Below are 16,276 nucleotides of genomic sequence, written 5' to 3'. Positions count from 1 at the left end.
GGCGCCGGCCCGGCGGCGTCACTTCAGGCGGGTGATCAGGCTGGAGGTGTCCCAGCGTCCGCCGCCGGCCTTCTGGACGTCGCCGTAGAACTGGTCGACGAGCGCCGTCACCGGCAGGGACGAGCCGTTGCGCTTCGCCTCCGAAAGCACGAGCCCGAGATCCTTGCGCATCCAATCGACCGCGAAGCCGAAGTCGAAGCGGCCCTCGATCATCGTGCGCCCGCGGTTGTCCATCTGCCAGCTCTGGGCGGCACCCTTGCCGATCACGTCGAGCACGCGGTTGCCGTCCAGCCCGGCGCGCTGCGCGAAATGCAGCGCTTCCGACAGCCCCTGGACGAGGCCGGCGATGCAGATCTGGTTGACCATCTTGGTGAGCTGGCCGAAACCCGCCGGCCCGAGCAGGGTCACGGCGCGCCCGTAGCAGCGCATCGCCGGCTCGGCGCGGGCGAACGGCTCCTCGGCGCCGCCGACCATGATCGTGAGCTGCCCGTTCTGGGCGCCGGCCTGGCCGCCGGAGACCGGGGCGTCCAGGCTGGACAGGCCGCGCGCGGTCGCCGCCGCGTCCAGCTCGCGGGCAATCTCGGCCGAGGCCGTCGTGTGGTCGACGAAGATCGCGCCCGGCTTCATCGCGGCGAAGCAGCCGTCCGTGCCCAGCGTCACCTCGCGCACGTCGGCGTCGGCCCCGACGCAGGCGAAGACGATGTCGGCCCCGGCGGCCGCCTCGGCGGGGGTGTGCGCGGCGGTGCCGCCGTGCTCGCCGACCCAGGCCGCCGCCTTGGCGGGGTTGCGGTTGTAGACAGTGACCCGGTGGCCGTTGCGGGCGAGGTGCCCGGCCATCGGGAAGCCCATCACGCCGAGGCCGATGAAGGCGAGGGAAAGCTGCGGGTCGGTCATGGCGGTTCTCAGGTCCTTTCCTGACGGGTGGCGGCGCCCAGCAGCGCCCTGGCGGTCGCTTCCGGCGCCTCGACGGCCATCATGTGGCCGACGCCGGGAAGCTCGACGATCTCGGCGCCGGGGATCAGCGCCGCCAGACGCCGCCCGGCCTTCGGCGGGGTCATCCGGTCGGCCGAACCGATCACGACGGTCGTCGGGCAGGCGATGGCGGCCGCGATGCGCGGCGCGTCGGCGAACCGGTCGCAGGCGCCGAGATCGACGCCGAGGACGCCCGGCGCCTCGCGCTCCATCAGGCGCAGCGCGGCGCCGACCATCCACATCCCCGGCGCGGGGCTGCCGCCGATATGGGCGCGGCGGGCGAACGCCCAGCCGACGACCATGCGGATAGCCTCGGCCTCGCCGGCGGTCGCGGCGGCGAGCAGGCCGGGATGCACGGGCATGCGGTCGGCGGCCCCAAGCAGGGCCAGCGCGCCGACGCGCTCCGGCGCGCGGCCGGCGGCGGCGAGTGCCACCAGCGCGCCCAGCGAGTGGCCGGCCAGCAGAGCGCGGCCGACGCCGGCGGCGTCCAGCAGGGCCACGACCCATTCGCCCAGCGCCTCCACCGTCGGCAGCGGCGGCCCGGCGGACCGGCCGTGGCCGGGAAGGTCGACCGACAGCACGCCGACGCCGCGATGCGCGAGGAAACGGCTCTGGAGCGCCCAGACCGTGTTGTCCATCCCCGAGCCGTGGAGCAGCACCGCGACCGGCCCGCCCGCATCCAGGGGCGCATCCAGCGGGCGGCCGCCGGTGGCGGCGTGGACCGGGCGTCCGTCGACGGTCAGCAGCATGGCCCCTCCCCCACCGCCCGGCTCAGTCCCGGCCGGCCGCGCGCAGCGCCTGCGCCAGGTCGGCGATCAGGTCCCCGGCGTCCTCGAGCCCGACCGAGAGCCTGACCATCTCCTCCCCGATGCCGGCGGCGGCGAGCGCGTCCGGCCCGAGCTGGGCCTGGGTGGTGCTCGCGGGGTGGGTCGCCAGCGACTTCGCGTCGCCGACATTGGCGACGTGCGAGAACAGCGACAGCGCCTCGACGAAGCGGCGCGCCGCCGCCCTGCCGCCCCGCACGCCGAAGGCGACGACGCCCCCGGCGCCGGCCGGCATCAGGCGCGCCGCGAGCGCGTGGTCGGGATGGTCCGGCAGGTCGGGATGGCTGACCCAGACGACCCCGCCGTCCGGCTGCGCCGCGCGGTCGGCCAGCCACCGGGCGACGGCGCGGGCGTTCTCGACATGGCGCGCCATGCGCAGCCCCAACGTCTCGACCCCGAGCAGGAGGCGCGACGCGCTTTCCGGCGACAGCGTCGCGCCGAAGTCGCGCAGCCCCTCGTAGCGGGCGCGCATCAGGAAGGCCGCGGGGCCGAACTGCTCGGCGAAGACGAGGCCGCCATAGCCCCGGCAGGGCTCGGTCAGGGTCGGGTAGCCGCGCCCGCGCGTCCAGTCGAAGCGGCCCCCGTCGACCAGCGCGCCGGCGACGGCGACGCCGTGCCCGCCCAGCCACTTGGTCGCGGAATGCATCACGAGGTCGGCCCCGTGGTCGAGCGGCCGGCACAGCGCCGGCGTCGAGAAGGTGGCGTCGATCAGCAGCGGCACCCCGGCGGCGTGCGCGACCGCCGCGACCGCCGGGATGTCGAGCACCTCGAGCCCGGGATTGCCGATCACCTCGCCCAGGACGAGCCGGGTCTCCGGCCGGATCGCGGCGGCGAAGGCATCGGGGTCGCGGGGCGGGACGAAGGTCGTCTCGATGCCGAAACGCGGCAGCGTCTCGGCCAGGAGATTGCGCGAGCCGCCATAGAGCGCGCCGGACGCGACGACGTGCCCGCCGGCGCCCATCAAGGTGGCGACCGCGAGGTGGAGGGCCGCCTGCCCGCTCGCCGTGCACACCGCGCCGATGCCGCCGTCGAGGGCGGCCAGGCGCTCCTCCAGCACGGCGACGGTCGGGTTGGAGATGCGGCCGTAGACGTGGCCGGCCATCTCCAGGTCGAACAGCGCCGACGCCCGGTCGGCGTCGCGGAACACGTAGGCGGTGGTGGCGTGGATCGGGACGGCGCGTGCGCCCGTCGTCGGATCGGGCTGCTGCCCGGCATGGAGGGAGAGCGTATCGAACTTCAGGAAACCGGCATCGGCCATGCCTCCCGGACCCCCTAAAGACGAGGGCCGCTTCAACGCGGCCCTCATTTTTTTGCCTCGCCTGCTCAACTCGAGCTGCTGTGGCCGAGAGCGTATTTTGCACAAACCCGAGCGTCAAGGCGGAACGAACCAGTTATTTGCATTAGCAACGTTCGTTCATTCGAATGACCGTGCACGCCCGTGAGATTGCGAGGCGCTATTCCACTGCTGTCCCTTCCGCGTCCTCCGGCAGCAGCGGCGTCGGCGGGGGGCTGGCCTCCTGCTCGAACTCCTCGCCGGGCGCGATCACCTCGCCGGTCCGCGGCAGGCCAAGGCCGCCCTCCAGCTCGGACGTGGTGGGGCTGGAATCGATCGGCCGGCTGCTGTAGCCGAGAGGATCGCGCAGGGTCGGTTCCGGTCCCGGCGCGCCGTCCACACCTGCCTGCGCGGCATCCAGTCCTGCGCCGGGCGGGCCCGAGCCGGCGCACGCGCCGAGCGCGACGAGGGCCGCGATGCCGGCGATGCGGGCAAGCGACGGGACGGCTTTGGCCGGGTCGAAGGGTATCCTGGGCAAGTCATGTCCTCCATGCCGATACCCCGGCAACAGCCGGGGGCCGCCGGAATTCCATTTGCCCCGGGGGAGCCGCGTCACATCCGCTTGGACGTGCCCGCCCCGACCGGCTGCACGGCCGGGCCGGCGGGGCCCTGGGGGGCTTCCGCGCCGGTCGGCGCCGCCACGACCGCCCGCTGGGCGCCGGCCGGCGGGTCGCGGCGCTGGAACTCGCGGTGGACGGTCTGGGCGATGGACATCAGCTCCTCCCGCCCGGCGGTGCCGATGAGGGCGTAGGCGAGCGGCCCCTCGAGCCAGTAGAACATCGAGATGTCGCCCTGGCGGACATAGCTGAACGCCGCCGCCTGCCCGCCATCGGGCACCGAGACGAACAGCGTCAGGCGCCCGCGCCCCTCGCCCTCGTACATGTACTGCACGCCGGCGCCGGTCGCGGTCGGCAGCGAGCGGCCGCCGATCAGGCGGTAGCCGAGGCCGGACAGATCCGGCCCGAAGATCACGCGGCCGAGCCGCTGCGACAGCCAGGTGTCGAGCGCGCCCGGATCGTCGGCCCCCATCTCGACCGCGAAGCGCGAGCCCGTGTAGAAGGCATGGGCCTGGACCGCCTCCTCGGCGAAGACCTGCAGCGGGCCGGGCGCGACGATCGCGGTGTCCGGGCCGCGCAGCGCCCAGCCCCCGACCCCGCTCGCGACGGTCAGCAGGACCGCGGCGGCCATGCGCATCCAGGGCGAGGCGAGGCGGGAGCGCAGCCCCCTTCCGTCGGCGAGGCCGGCGGCCAGACGGTCGCGCAGGCCCGCGGCGGCATCGTCGGGCGGCTCGGACAGGACGGGGTCGAACAGCGCGTGCAGGGCGTCGGTCTGGGCTCGGTAGGCCCGGGCGCGGGCCGCCGCGTCCGGGTCCTGGGCCAGCAGCGCCTCCACTTCCAGCCGCCGCTCGCCGTCGAGCCACCCGTCCACGTAGGCATGCAGTTCGCTGTCCTTGATCGCCCTCGCCGCCATGGTCATTCCCGCCGCCTCAAACCATCCCCGGCCATCGCTGGCCATCCGTCCGGCTCCCCCGCTCGGCCCGGCCTCCTACTTGACCCGCCGGAGGGGCACGCCGCCCTGATGCGTCGTCTTGATGCGCAGCGCCTCGCGTGCCCGCGAGAGGCGCGACATCACGGTGCCGACCGGAATGCCGAGCACCGCAGCAACTTCTTCGTACTTCATTCCCTCCAGCGCCACCAGCAGAAGCACCTTGCGCTGCTCCTCCGGCAGTTCGGAAAGGGCGCGCTGCATGTCGCGCAGTTCCAGCCGGTGCTCCTGCCCCGGCGGCCCGGACAGCATCGCCGCCACGTCGTCCACCGCGACCTCGGCCGGCCGGACCGCCTTGCGGCGCACCTGGTTGATGTGGACGTTGTGCATGATGGTGAATAGCCAGGCCCTTAGGTTCGTGCCCTCCTTGAAGAAGCCGGCCCGCGACAGCGCGCGGGCAAGCGATTCCTGGACCAGGTCGTCGGCGTCCGAACGATCGCGCAGCAAGGCGCGCGCATAGCGCCTCAGTGACGCGATGTGGAGCTCCAATTGGGTTGCAATGCTGCTCACGGCGACATCCGCATGGCTGGCGTCGTGCCGAGAACCGTTCAACTTCAACGAAGGTTCCCGGCCCCTCCATGGGTGCGCGGAGCCGCCCCGACCGGAGCCGTCCACCGGCCCGCCCTCGAGAACGGAGGTCCAACCGCATGAACGCCCGCGCACCCGCTCGTATTCCGAGGATGGTGCGCGGGGCGGCGGAAAACTGTGACCGCGCCCGACGGGGGCCGGTTTGTCGCTTCTTTGTCCCAGGGCCCGGGGAGCGGACGGGGGGTGGTCAGGCCTCCTTGTCGCGGGCCGGGGCGTATCCGAGCGGGCGCAGGGCGTCGGCGATCTCGTTCAGGATGGCGGGGTCGTCGATGGTCGCGGGCATGCGCCAGTCCTGGCCGTCGGCGATCTTCTGCATCGTGCCGCGCAGGATCTTGCCCGAGCGGGTCTTGGGCAGCCGGTCGACGACGACCGCCTGCTTGAAGGCCGCGACCGGGCCGATCCGGTCGCGCACCATCCGCACGACCTCGGCGACGATCTCCCCTTCCGGCCGGTCGACGCCGGCCTTGAGCACCAGGAGCCCGAGCGGGAGCTGGCCCTTGAGCTGGTCATGGACGCCGATCACCGCGCATTCGGCGACGTCGGCATGGGCGGCCAGGATCTCCTCCATCGCGCCGGTGGACAGGCGGTGGCCGGCCACGTTGATGATGTCGTCCGTGCGCGCCATGATGTGGACGTAGCCGTCGCCGTCGACGAAGCCGGCGTCGCCGGTCTGGTAGTAGCCGGGATAGTCCGTCAGGTAGGAGCGCACGAAGCGCTCGTCGGCGTTCCACAGCGTGCGCAGCGCACCCGGCGGCAGCGGCAGGCGGATCACGATCGCTCCGATGTCGCCCGCGGGCACCTCCCGGTTCGACGGATCGACGCAGCGGACGTCCCATCCCGGCAGCGGCTTGGTCGCCGAGCCGGGCTTGACCGGGAAGAGCTCGACCCCGAGCGGGTTGCCGGCGATGCACCAGCCGGTCTCGGTCTGCCACCAGTGGTCGATCACCGGCACCTTCAGGTGCCGCTCCGCCCAGCCCAGGGTGTCGGGGTCGGAGCGCTCGCCGGCCAGGAACAGGGCGCGCAGGCTGGACAGGTCGTAGGTGGACATCAGCATCGCGGACGGGTCCTCGCGCTTGATCGCGCGGAACGCGGTCGGCGCCGTGAACAGGGTGGTCACCCGGTGGTCCGAGACCACGCGCCAGAACGCGCCCGCGTCCGGCGTGCCGACGGGCTTGCCCTCGAACAGGACCGTGGTGCTGCCGTTCAGCAGCGGGGCGTAGACGATGTAGGAATGCCCGACGACCCAGCCGACGTCGGAGGCGGTCCAGAACACCTCCCCCGGCCCGACGCCGTAGAGGTTGGGCATGGTCCACTGCAGCGCCACGGCGTGGCCGCCATTGTCGCGGACGACGCCCTTGGGCTGCCCGGTCGTGCCCGACGTGTACAGGATGTAGAGCGGGTCGGTGGCGGCGACGGGCACGCAGTCCGCCGGCTGCGCGGCTGCGACGGCGTCGTCCCAATCGAGGTCCCGGCCCGCGATCAGGGCCGCCTGTTCCTGCGGGCGCTGGAAGACGACGCAGCGCCCGGGCTTGTGGGAGGCCTGGTCGATCGCAGCGTCCAGCATCGGCTTGTAGCGCACGATCCGGCTGCCCTCGATCCCGCAGGACGCGGACACGATCACCTTCGGCTTCGCGTCGTCGATGCGGGTCGCCAGCTCGTTCGGGGCGAAGCCGCCGAAGACGACGGAATGGACCGCGCCGAGCCGGGCGCAGGCCAGCATCGCGACGACCGCCTGCGGGATCATCGGCATGTAGAGGATGACCCGGTCGCCCTTGGCGACGCCGAGCCCGCGCAGCGCGCCCGCGAAGGCGGCGACCCGGTCGCGCAGCGCGGCGTAGGAGATGCGCTCGACCGTCCCGGCGACGGGGCTGTCGTAGACGACCGCGGTGCGCGCGCCGTGCCCGGCCGCGACGTGCCGGTCCAGCGCGTTCCAGCAGGTGTTCATCACGCCGCCGGCGAACCAGCGGTAGAAGGGCGGGCTGGAGCGGTCGAGGACGGTGTCCCAGCGCCGTATCCAGTCGATCCGCTCCGCCGCTTCGGCCCAGAAGCCCTCGGGATCGGTCAGGGAGCGGGTGTACAGGTCGTGATAGCGCCCGGTCATCGCCTTCTTCTCGCTCGTTGCGGCGGAGGTTTCCTCCCGGCCGATCTTGCGTCAGGCTCCGGCGCCTTGCAAATGCGATGGATCAAAGAACGGCGTTAGCGCGCGACAGCAGGTCCGCCCATTCCCGCGCCCGCACGGCCCAGGTGCCGGTGGCGTTCACCCAGCCCACCTGCTCCCACAGCCGGTCCAGGGTCTCGGGCGCGCCGGCCCGCCCTACGGCGTCGTCGAGGGCGCCGAGATAGCGGTGCATCGCCGCCGGCAGGCCGCCGTCCATCGGGACGAGCACCGCCCGGCCGGCGGTCGTCTGCGCCAGCGCGCCGAGGTCGGTGGTGACGACGAGGCAGCCCGCGGCCATCGCTTCGAGGGCCGAGATGCAGAAGGTCTCGGCGAAGATGCAGGGATATGCGAGCAGCGAGGCCGGCCGCAGTGCCAGCGCCAGCGCCGGCTGCGGCAGCGGGCCGACATAGCGCACGCGCGGGGTCTCGGCGGCGCGCCGGTAGAGGGCGGCGAACGGGTCGTCGGCCGGGGCGACGTCGTAGGTCGAGAGGCCGGAATAGACGTCTAGGACGCAGTCCGCCGACAGCCGCGGCATCATCGCCAGCAGCAGCTCCAGCCCGCGGAACGGGGTCGAGGTGTAGGCGAGCACGGGCGGGCGCGCCTTGGCGGCGGCGAGGTCGTCCCGGCTCGAGAACAGCCGCTCGAAGGCGGGAGCGACGGCGTTGCCGATGACGGCGGCGCGCGCCTCCTCGATGCCGAAGCGCGCCGCGAAGCGCCGGCGCTGCCACTCGCCGACGAAGACGAAGCCGTCGAAGACGGAGCGCACGTCCGGATCGGCGAGAGCGGCGACCGCGTCCTGGTCGTCGGCATGGCCGGTCCACAGCAGGACGGGCGTGCCGGGCGCCAGCCGCTCGCGCCAGCCCGTCCGTGCCGCCTGGAGCGAGACGGCGGCATCGAAGCCGAAGGCGGCGAGAAGCTCCGGCGTGCGCGGGTCGGCGGCGGCGAGGCAATGCACGCCGCGGCGCAGGCCGGGTCGGGCGGTGCCGGTCAGCAGCGCGACGTCATGCCCGTCGGCGGCGAGGGCCACCGCGAGATGGCAGGCCGCCGACTGCATGCCGCCGAGGGCGCGCTCGCCGGGCGTGTCGACGTCGTAGTCCCAGGCAGCGAGGTCGGCGAACAGGATGCGCATGGGGCGGCCAATCGGGGTCGGTCGTCCGGCCAGGATACACGTGGTGCCTGTCGCGCCGCCAGGACCACGCCCGGGCGCGCCGAGTACCGCCGAAAGCACGACCTCAACCCGCGAACCCTCCATCTCCGGATCGCGCGCTTGCGCCGCTGCTTCCGGAGAGAAAAGGGCCGGACGCGCACCCCCGGCCTCCAACGACACGGTATCGGAGCTGGGCTGCGCCTCGACAGAGCACTAGTTGCCAGGACGCTTCTGTGGCTGCTTCAGCGTAGAGACATCCTTCCTGTCCGATGGTCGTCCAGCCTGGAGAAACTTGGTGGTAATCAAAGTGTCGCGCTTCATGATCGGCAGGGTCGCCATGTGCGTATCGATAGCTTTGATCAGAATTCTCGGCAGTTCGGCTTCTTTCCGAATTTCCGCCCAGGCATCGGTCACTCGTTTCACGGTTTCTCCGACAACCTTGTGCACGAGCGTTCCGGGCAGTCGCGCATTGTCCGCGAAGCGTGCGAACAGATCGTCGTCGATATCGGAGAAGCGTTTCGAACCGCCGAGGTTCATGCCGAGGTCCTCGATGCCGCTCACGTAGGTCAGGGTCGACAGATAATCATAGACTGGGGCGAGTCGAGGCCCGATCCCGGTGTAGAGGATAGACCAGTTCTTGACATGCATATCGCCGTTACCGATCGCGGCCGTGAATACGAGCCGCGCTACATAGTCCTGTAGCCCCTCTTCGCCGAGTTCGCTGAAGATGACCTCGCCGATGCGGTCGAAGTTCGCTTTATCGTATTTGTCATGCGGGTAGATACGGAATATCTGTGCGAAATCCTCCATATGGATCCTGCCTCCCGCTTCGGTTCGGTCGAAGCGGCGAATCGCGAGTGCGCGGCCGAGATCCGTGCGGATGCCAGGCGGAAGACCTACGATCGAATCGATGGGAACAAGGTCGATGTCGGGCACGTCGAGGCCGATACGGCGTGCCATGGTCATCATCCAGAACTCGTTTTCAGGAACCGCCTGGAAGCGCTCCGACGGAAACTTGACGATCCATCTACCTCCTTTTCCCGAGGCGGGAATGGTGAGACCGCCGGCAACCTTGCGGAGCGCCGAAAGCTTCATTTGGACGCCTGCCAGCGAGAATTTGACCGGAGCATTCGTGTCGCTGGCCGACTGCCCGGCCGGCGGAGCGGCGAGGCCTTCGTCTGTCGGCGGGGCATCCTCTGCCGGACGCACGACCACGGCGCCTGGAAGATCCTCTCCAAGAATTCGCAGCAGATGGAACTCGCGGTCGGGATGGATTCCGTTTCTGCCGGCGGCGTAGGCGCGGAGTGGCCCTTCAGGCAGGAGGTTCGAGAAGAAGGGATCGACCTTGGTTTGCCGGACCCTTTGCTTGTACGCGATGATTCCTCCAGGACCCTTGAATCCCAGGCTGACGATCGGGCGGTTCCGATCCTCAAGATAGGACTCGAAGAAGGCGAACGTGTTTTTGTCCCCGGGCAGGCCTATTATCTGCCCGACCGGCCGAGTTCCAAGAAACACGTTCAAGACTGGAGGTTTGGAGAGTACGTCGTCGATGCCTGTCTGCAGAGTCGGCATGCTCATTCATCCTCTTCCAGCGAGTAGAGCGGCCGCTCAGCCTTGGAGTAGTCCGTATTTTGCGGGTCGATCATCGGCTGGACGGCGGCAGTGAGTTCCCGCGGTACCAGCATGACCTCAAGGCCGACGAGACGTGCGGTGTCGATGAGGGTCGAAAGGCGAACGTCATGCCCGCTCTCGACGCGCGACAGCTGCGTCTGATGGCCTCCGGAACGTTCGGCGAGCTGGCGCTGAGACAGGCCGCGGCGCTCGCGCGCATCCTTGACGCGCCGCCCAAGGTTCTTGATAGCCTGTCGCGTCAGGCCCGAACTGATGCGGTCCATAGCGATTACCGATATGTGTTCATTCGGAGGATTGACCACGAATATGTTATCGATTGCGCTTCATGTCAATTGACGACCTGAACGTGGTCGACTGCCCGAATGAACACGTCCACGTGGTCATTCCGCAGTGGGGCCTGGTGCCGTACCTGGAGGGTTCGACCGACCTCGCGATCTGAGAGCCTTCGCCGGGACGCGGCGAATAGCACCTCAATCCGGGACCAGGACGAAGCGGCGGCCGTGCAGGCGCAGGAAGAGCGGGGTGCCGGCGTTGGCGCCGAAGCCGCGCAGGCGGCGGGCGAACTCCTCCTCCGGCATGTCCGGCGTCACCTCGCGCAGCGCCTCGTATTCGGCGCTGGTGGTCTTGCGGCCGGTCCAGGACACGGGGAGATGCGGCAGCGGCGCGTCCGAGGTGGCCAGGAACGGGCCGAGCCGGCCGAACAGGCGCACGGACGCCTGGTAGGCGAGATCGCCGAGCCCGAGCTGGTCGGTGTCCGGCGGCACGTCGAACAGCTCGACCCCGACGACCGGGCCCTCGTCGACGCGCGGCGCCATCTCGTGGGCGGTCGCGCCGAACCGCGCGTCGCCGCGATAGGCCGCGAAGCTCTCGGGATAGCGGCCGGGGCAGGTCGGCGGACCGGGATGGAAGTTGTAGGCGGGCCGGCCGAGCCGGTCGAGGACGGCGCGCGGCACGATCTCGGCGGTCAGGAACGCGATCAGAAGCGTGCCTTCCCGGCACAGCGCGCCGGCGTCGGCGCGCGTCGGCGCGTGGTCGATGCGCAGGGCCGGGTTGTGGGTGGCCAGGAACCGGGAAAGGTGCGGCGCCTCGCGGCCGCCGGTCAGCAGGACGACGTGCTCGGGCATGCTTGCTTGACGGGCATTCTCTCCGGCGCGGGCACGGGGTTATGCTGCGCTCTGCCAAGAATGCCCGCGGCCGACGGCATCCGCAATCAGGGACGGACACGATGACGCAGCACAACCCCTACGAAATGGACCTGGACAGGAACCCGGCCAACCACGTGCCGCTGTCCCCGCTTTCGTTCCTGCAGCGCACGGCGTCCGTCTATCCCGACCGCACGGCCGTCGTCCACGGGCCGCTGCGCCGTACCTGGCGCGAGACCTACGAGCGCTGTCGGCGGCTCGCCTCGGCGCTGGCGCGGCGCGGCATCGGCCTCGGCGACACGGTCTCGGTGATGGCGCCCAACATCCCCGAGGCGATGGAGGGCCATTTCGGCATCCCGATGGCGGGCGCGGTGCTGAACGCGCTGAACGTCCGCCTCGACGCCGCGACGATCGCCTTCATCCTCCAGCACGGCGACTGCAAGGTGCTGATCACCGACCGCGAGTTCTCGGCCACGATCGCCGAGGCGCTGCGCATGCTGCCGAAGCGCCCGCTGGTGATCGACATCGACGACCCGCTGGCGTCCGGGGGCGAGCGGATCGGCGAGCTGACCTACGAGGAGTTCCTGGCCGAGGGCGACCCCGACTTCGACTGGCGGCTTCCGGCCGACGAATGGCAGGCGATCGCGCTGAACTACACCTCGGGCACGACCGGCAACCCGAAGGGCGTCGTCTACCACCACCGCGGCGCCTACCTGAACGCGATGGGCAACGTGCTGACCTGGGGCATGGACCATCATCCCGTTTATCTGTGGACGCTGCCGATGTTCCACTGCAACGGCTGGTGCTTCCCGTGGACGATCACCGCGATGGCGGGGACGCATGTCTGCCTGCGCCGCGTCGAGGCGAAGGCGATGTACGACGCCATCGCCGACCACGGCGTCACCCATCTGTGCGGCGCACCGATCGTGATGGGCCTGCTGGTCAACGCGCCGGCCGGCCAGCGCCGGGACATCCCGGCCGGCATCCGCATGATGACCGCCGGCGCCGCCCCGCCCGCCGCGGTGATCGAGAAGATGGAGCGGCTGAACTTCAAGGTGACCCATGTCTATGGCCTGACGGAGGTCTACGGCCCGGTCACGGTCTGCGCCTGGCACGAGGAATGGGACGAGCTGCCGCTGGAGGAGCGCGCCGTGCTGAAGGCGCGCCAGGGCGTCACCTACCCGACGCTGGAGGGGCTGAGCGTCGCCGACCCGCAGACGCTCGAGCCGGTGCCGGCCGACGGCAAGACGATGGGCGAGGTGCTGATGCGCGGCAACACCGTGATGAGCGGCTACCTGAAGAACCCGACCGCGACGGCCGAGGCGTTCGCGGGCGGCTGGTTCCACACCGGCGACCTCGGCGTCATGCATCCCGACGGCTACATCGAGCTGAAGGACCGCTCCAAGGACATCATCATCTCCGGCGGCGAGAACATCTCGACGATCGAGGTCGAGGCGGTGCTGTACCGGCACCCGGCCGTGATGGACGCCGCGGTGGTCGCGAAGCCTGACGAGAAATGGGGCGAGAGCCCGTGCGCGTTCGTCCAGCTCAGGGACGGCGAGACGGCGACGGCCGAGGAGATCATCGACTTCACCCGCCGGCACCTGGCCGGGTTCAAGTGCCCGCGCACGGTCGTGTTCGGCCCGCTGCCCAAGACATCGACCGGGAAGATCCAGAAATTCGTCCTGCGCGAGCAGGCCAGGGCGCTCGGCTGAGGCATCCATGGACACATCGTTGCGCTACGACCGCTTCGGGCACGAGGGAGACGGCGAGGCCCTGGCCGCGATGATGCGCCAGGCCTTCGCCGTCCCCGCCGAGCGCACCGCGGCCTACCGCGTGGCACTGGGCGACGGCGCGCTGCGCGTGATGCGCGGGCCGTCGGGGCCGGCCGCGACGCTCGCGCGCATCGAGTTCTCGCAGTGGTTCGGCGGCCGGCCGGTCCCGTGCACCGGCGTCGCGGCGGTCGCGAGCGACCCGGCGGCCCGCGGGCGCGGCGCCGCGACGGCGCTGATGGCCGGGCTGATGCGCGAGCTGCATGCCGAGGGCCGGCCGCTGTCCGCGCTCTATCCCGCGACGCTGCCGCTGTACCGCGGGGCGGGCTACGGCCATGGCGGCGACGCGATCCGCTTCCAGGCACCGCCGCAGGCGCTGCGGGTCCGGGGCGGCGCGCGGCTCGACGTCAGCCGCCATCCGGCGCCGGACCGCGCGCTGCTGGCGGCACTGCGCCGGCGGGAGGCGGCGGCGACCAACGGGCTGATCGACCGCGACGCGGTCCTGTGGGGCGAGATGCTGTCGCCGCCGGGGGGCGGGGGCGGGGGCGAGGTCGACGTCGTCACCTTCGACGGGGAGCAAGGCCCCGAGGGCTACGCGATCCTGCGCCGCGGCGAGGCGGAGGTCGAGTTCCTGGACGTCTGCGCGCCGAGTGCGGCGGCGGCGCGCGCGGCGCTGCACCTCGCGTCCGGATACTGGTCGCAGGTGGAGCGGGTGTGCTGGACCGGCGGGCCGGACGACGCGCTGGTCATGCTCGCCGACGAGCGCGGCGTCACGCCCGCCCTTTGGCGCCGCTGGATGCTGCGCGTCGTCGACCTGCCGGCGGCGATGGCGGCCCGGGGCTGGCCGGACGGGACCGAGGGCGAGCTGGTGCTGGAGGTCGACGACCCGGTGCTGCCGGCCAATGCCGGGCCGTGGCGCCTTACGGTCGCGGGCGGGCGGTGCGAGGTGGTGCGCGCGCCGTCCGGCGGGGGCGGGCTGCGCCTGGGCGCCCCGGCGCTCGCCAGCCTCTATGCCGGGTACCTTCCGGCGGCGCGGCTGGCGGCGCTCGGCCAAGCGGACGGGCCGCCGGCGGCCGTCGCCGCCGCGACGCGCCTGTTCGCCGGCCCCAGGCCGTGGACCGTGGACTTCTTCTGATGCGCCGCCCCGGTCACGGGGCGGCGAGCTTCAGCCCGACGATGCCGGCGACGATCATGAGGATGCAGGCGAGCCGGACCGGGTCGGCCGGCTCGCCCAGCAGCGCCATGCCGAACAGGGCCGTGCCGACGGTGCCGATCCCGGTCCAGACGGCATAGGCGGTCCCGAGCGGCAGCGTCTTCAGCGCGACGCCGAGCAGGCCGAGGCTCACCAGCATGCACGCCGCCGTCGCCACCGAGGGCACCAGGCGGGTGAAGCCTTCGGTGTATTTCAGACCGACGGCCCAGCCGACCTCGAACAGGCCGGCGGCGAAAAGAACGATCCAGGCCACGAACATACTCCCCGGCAAGCCGCGGCGGGATCGCCCCCGCCCGTGGACGAAGGAATACCGCCGATGCCGCCCGGCCGCTATGCCGGGGATCGCTCCAGCCAGAGCCGCGCCGAGCCGAGGCGGGCTTCCGCCTCCTCCGCGATGCGGCGGACCACCGCGGCCGCCCCCTCCTGCGCGCGCACGAGGTCGACCGCCTCGCCGACGATCACGGCGGCCGTGTCGACGTCGCCGGCCGCCTGCGCGGCCTGGTAGGCCTGGCGCTGGCGGGAGATGTCCTGCGCCAGCAGGTCCGGCCGGGACGCCCAGCGGCGGTAGAAGGCGTTCTCCAGCGTCCTGATCCGCCATGGCGCCGGCCAGTCGTAGCCGCGGACGGCGTCGAAGACGCTGCCGCGGACGGTCCGGTCCCCCGACGCCTCGACGGCCGCCCGCTTGGCATTGGCATGGGCCAGCGCCTCGCGGGTGGCGTAGAACGCCGTGCCGCAGAGGACGCCCGCCGCCCCCAGCATCAGGGCCGCCGCGAGGCCCCGCCCGTCCGCGATGCCGCCCGCCGCGACCACGGGGACGGACCCCACCGCGTCGACGACGGCCGGCACCAGCGCCATGGTCGCGCGCTCGCCGCCATGGCCGCCCGCCTCGGTCCCCTGGGCCACGACGATAACGGCCCCCTCGCCCACCGCGGCCTTCGCCGCGGCGACGGTCTGGACCTGTGCTACCAGGGGCACGCCGGCCCTGGCGACGGCCGGCGCATAGGGGCCGACGTCGCCGAAGGAGAGGAAGATCGCCCGGGGGCGCCGCTCCAGCGCCACCGCCAGGAGGTCGGGGTCGCGGGCCAGCGCCCAGGTTATGAAGCCGACGCCGACACCGGCTCCGGCCCCCGCCCCGGCCCGGTCGGCGACGTCGAGCTCCCGGGACAGCCACTCCCGGTCGCCGTAGCCGCCGCCGACCAGCCCGAGCCCGCCGGCGCCGCTCACCGCCGCGGCCAGCGCGCCGCCGCCGATGCCCGCCATGGGCGCCGACAGGATCGGCGCCGCGAGGCCCAGGCGTTTCGTCAGTCCGGTCACGATGGCCATGGCCGCCTCACCCCTGCCCGCGGAGCTTCCGGCGATACTCCCCGACGGGAAGCCCGCCGACGCCCCAGTCCTCCATGTCCACCTCGTCGATGACGACGAAGGTCGTGGCGGGGTTCTTGTCGAGGACGTCCACCAGCAGGTCGGTCACGCCCTTGATGAGGGCGGCCTTCTGCTCGGGCGTGGCGCCTTCGCGGGTGATCTTCATGTTCACGTAGGGCATGACGCACTCCTTGACGGTAAAGGGCTCAGGTCGCCCGGAGGTCGAAGTGGAAGACCTTCGAGATGATCTGCCAGCGGTCGTCGACGCGGACCAGCGTCAGCAGATCGGTGAAGTATTTCGGGCCGATCGCGCAGTTCACCCGCGCGAACGCCGTGACCGGCCCGGCGAACTCGACCGAGACGATGTCGTCCGCGCGCGGCTCCCCGCGGCTGGCCGGGGACGGCCGCCGGTCGACGATGGGGAAATACTCGTCCATCGTCAGGTAGGTGAGCGTGCCCTCCGTGGCGCAGACATACTGCGCGCGCGGATGGAACACGCTCTTCAGCCGGGTGGTGTCGCTGTGGTGGAGGCCGTCGAAATAGGTCGACAACACGGCCACGACGTCCGGATACGCGTTCCGCATGGCC

17 protein-coding genes are annotated in these 16,276 nt (G+C 71.7%); 2 read left to right on the top strand and 15 right to left on the bottom strand.

Annotation, left to right across the window (positions count from 1 at the left end; all coding sequences use genetic code 11):
- Window positions 1–18 precede the first annotated feature (18 nt).
- The 11 genes from VGO20_RS09750 to VGO20_RS09700 all read right to left on the bottom strand — a co-directional run bounded on the left by VGO20_RS09750 (window position 19) and on the right by VGO20_RS09700 (window position 11,323).
- Window positions 19–894 carry an NAD(P)-dependent oxidoreductase gene (locus VGO20_RS09750; protein WP_327502135.1) on the bottom strand — a complete coding sequence of 292 codons (876 nt, stop codon included), beginning with the start codon at window positions 892–894 and terminating at the stop codon, window positions 19–21.
- An 8-nt stretch (window positions 895–902) separates the two neighbouring features.
- On the bottom strand, window positions 903–1,721 hold the full coding sequence (locus VGO20_RS09745) for an alpha/beta fold hydrolase (protein WP_327502134.1): 819 nt from the start codon (window positions 1,719–1,721) through the stop codon (window positions 903–905).
- Window positions 1,722–1,743: 22 nt separating this feature from the next.
- Window positions 1,744–3,054 (bottom strand): O-acetylhomoserine aminocarboxypropyltransferase, encoded by a 1,311-nt coding sequence (locus tag VGO20_RS09740; protein WP_327502133.1) that lies wholly within the window; start codon window positions 3,052–3,054, stop codon window positions 1,744–1,746.
- Window positions 3,055–3,250: 196 nt separating this feature from the next.
- Window positions 3,251–3,607, bottom strand: a complete 357-nt coding sequence (locus VGO20_RS09735; RefSeq protein ID WP_327502132.1) for a hypothetical protein — start codon at window positions 3,605–3,607, stop codon at window positions 3,251–3,253.
- A 74-nt stretch (window positions 3,608–3,681) separates the two neighbouring features.
- On the bottom strand, window positions 3,682–4,605 hold the full coding sequence (locus VGO20_RS09730) for an anti-sigma factor family protein (RefSeq protein WP_327502131.1): 924 nt from the start codon (window positions 4,603–4,605) through the stop codon (window positions 3,682–3,684).
- Window positions 4,606–4,674: 69 nt separating this feature from the next.
- A complete protein-coding gene (locus tag VGO20_RS09725; RefSeq protein WP_327502130.1) occupies window positions 4,675–5,184 on the bottom strand; it encodes a sigma-70 family RNA polymerase sigma factor in 510 nt (169 codons plus the stop codon).
- A gap of 265 nt (window positions 5,185–5,449) precedes the next feature.
- Window positions 5,450–7,363, bottom strand: a complete 1,914-nt coding sequence (locus VGO20_RS09720; RefSeq protein WP_327502129.1) for a propionyl-CoA synthetase — start codon at window positions 7,361–7,363, stop codon at window positions 5,450–5,452.
- Window positions 7,364–7,445: 82 nt separating this feature from the next.
- Complete coding sequence (locus VGO20_RS09715; RefSeq protein WP_327502128.1) at window positions 7,446–8,549, bottom strand: glycosyltransferase family 4 protein; 1,104 nt, start codon at window positions 8,547–8,549, stop codon at window positions 7,446–7,448.
- 231 nt (window positions 8,550–8,780) lie between these two features.
- Entirely contained in the window at window positions 8,781–10,139 is a 1,359-nt protein-coding gene (locus VGO20_RS09710; protein ID WP_327502127.1) for a type II toxin-antitoxin system HipA family toxin, read from the bottom strand.
- A 2-nt stretch (window positions 10,140–10,141) separates the two neighbouring features.
- On the bottom strand, window positions 10,142–10,462 hold the full coding sequence (locus VGO20_RS09705) for a helix-turn-helix transcriptional regulator (RefSeq protein WP_327502126.1): 321 nt from the start codon (window positions 10,460–10,462) through the stop codon (window positions 10,142–10,144).
- 207 nt (window positions 10,463–10,669) lie between these two features.
- A complete protein-coding gene (locus VGO20_RS09700) occupies window positions 10,670–11,323 on the bottom strand; it encodes a formyl transferase (RefSeq protein ID WP_327502125.1) in 654 nt (217 codons plus the stop codon).
- A gap of 101 nt (window positions 11,324–11,424) precedes the next feature.
- Between VGO20_RS09700 and VGO20_RS09695 the strand changes: the two genes are divergently transcribed.
- Window positions 11,425–13,056: an acyl-CoA synthetase gene (locus VGO20_RS09695; protein ID WP_327502124.1), complete on the top strand. Its 1,632-nt coding sequence runs from the start codon at window positions 11,425–11,427 to the stop codon at window positions 13,054–13,056.
- Window positions 13,057–13,063: 7 nt separating this feature from the next.
- Window positions 13,064–14,248, top strand: a complete 1,185-nt coding sequence (locus tag VGO20_RS09690) for a GNAT family N-acetyltransferase (protein WP_327502123.1) — start codon at window positions 13,064–13,066, stop codon at window positions 14,246–14,248.
- Window positions 14,249–14,261: 13 nt separating this feature from the next.
- Here VGO20_RS09690 and sugE read toward each other — a convergent pair whose 3' ends face one another.
- From sugE to VGO20_RS09670, 4 genes are all read right to left on the bottom strand, one after another.
- A complete protein-coding gene (sugE, locus tag VGO20_RS09685; protein ID WP_327502122.1) occupies window positions 14,262–14,579 on the bottom strand; it encodes a quaternary ammonium compound efflux SMR transporter SugE in 318 nt (105 codons plus the stop codon).
- 77 nt (window positions 14,580–14,656) lie between these two features.
- Window positions 14,657–15,649 (bottom strand): NAD(P)H-dependent flavin oxidoreductase, encoded by a 993-nt coding sequence (locus VGO20_RS09680; protein WP_327502121.1) that lies wholly within the window; start codon window positions 15,647–15,649, stop codon window positions 14,657–14,659.
- Between the two features lie 7 nt (window positions 15,650–15,656).
- A complete protein-coding gene (locus VGO20_RS09675; protein ID WP_327502120.1) occupies window positions 15,657–15,869 on the bottom strand; it encodes a tautomerase family protein in 213 nt (70 codons plus the stop codon).
- Between the two features lie 25 nt (window positions 15,870–15,894).
- Window positions 15,895–16,272 (bottom strand): nuclear transport factor 2 family protein, encoded by a 378-nt coding sequence (locus tag VGO20_RS09670; RefSeq protein WP_327502119.1) that lies wholly within the window; start codon window positions 16,270–16,272, stop codon window positions 15,895–15,897.
- Between the last annotated feature and the right edge of the window lie 4 nt (window positions 16,273–16,276).

The sequence above is a fragment of the Arenibaculum sp. genome (assembly GCF_035998295.1).
Lineage (GTDB): Bacteria > Pseudomonadota > Alphaproteobacteria > Azospirillales > Azospirillaceae > DASYHS01.
The sequence above is the reverse complement of the archived record's forward strand: the minus strand, read 5'-3'. Positions and strand labels throughout refer to the sequence as shown.

Bases quoted from the DNA above. Each gene is read 5' to 3' on its own strand.
- VGO20_RS09750 (WP_327502135.1), bottom strand. From the start codon at position 894: ATGACCGACCCGCAGCTTTCCCTCGCCTTCATCGGCCTCGGCGTGATG.
- VGO20_RS09745 (WP_327502134.1), bottom strand. From the start codon at position 1,721: ATGCTGCTGACCGTCGACGGACGCCCGGTCCACGCCGCCACCGGCGGC.
- VGO20_RS09740 (WP_327502133.1), bottom strand. From the start codon at position 3,054: ATGGCCGATGCCGGTTTCCTGAAGTTCGATACGCTCTCCCTCCATGCC.
- VGO20_RS09730 (WP_327502131.1), bottom strand. From the start codon at position 4,605: ATGACCATGGCGGCGAGGGCGATCAAGGACAGCGAACTGCATGCCTAC.
- VGO20_RS09720 (WP_327502129.1), bottom strand. From the start codon at position 7,363: ATGACCGGGCGCTATCACGACCTGTACACCCGCTCCCTGACCGATCCC.
- VGO20_RS09715 (WP_327502128.1), bottom strand. From the start codon at position 8,549: ATGCGCATCCTGTTCGCCGACCTCGCTGCCTGGGACTACGACGTCGAC.
- VGO20_RS09710 (WP_327502127.1), bottom strand. From the start codon at position 10,139: ATGCCGACTCTGCAGACAGGCATCGACGACGTACTCTCCAAACCTCCA.
- VGO20_RS09705 (WP_327502126.1), bottom strand. From the start codon at position 10,462: ATGGACCGCATCAGTTCGGGCCTGACGCGACAGGCTATCAAGAACCTT.
- VGO20_RS09700 (WP_327502125.1), bottom strand. From the start codon at position 11,323: ATGCCCGAGCACGTCGTCCTGCTGACCGGCGGCCGCGAGGCGCCGCAC.
- VGO20_RS09695 (WP_327502124.1), top strand. From the start codon at position 11,425: ATGACGCAGCACAACCCCTACGAAATGGACCTGGACAGGAACCCGGCC.
- VGO20_RS09690 (WP_327502123.1), top strand. From the start codon at position 13,064: ATGGACACATCGTTGCGCTACGACCGCTTCGGGCACGAGGGAGACGGC.
- VGO20_RS09680 (WP_327502121.1), bottom strand. From the start codon at position 15,649: ATGGCCATCGTGACCGGACTGACGAAACGCCTGGGCCTCGCGGCGCCG.
- VGO20_RS09675 (WP_327502120.1), bottom strand. From the start codon at position 15,869: ATGCCCTACGTGAACATGAAGATCACCCGCGAAGGCGCCACGCCCGAG.
- VGO20_RS09670 (WP_327502119.1), bottom strand. From the start codon at position 16,272: ATGCGGAACGCGTATCCGGACGTCGTGGCCGTGTTGTCGACCTATTTC.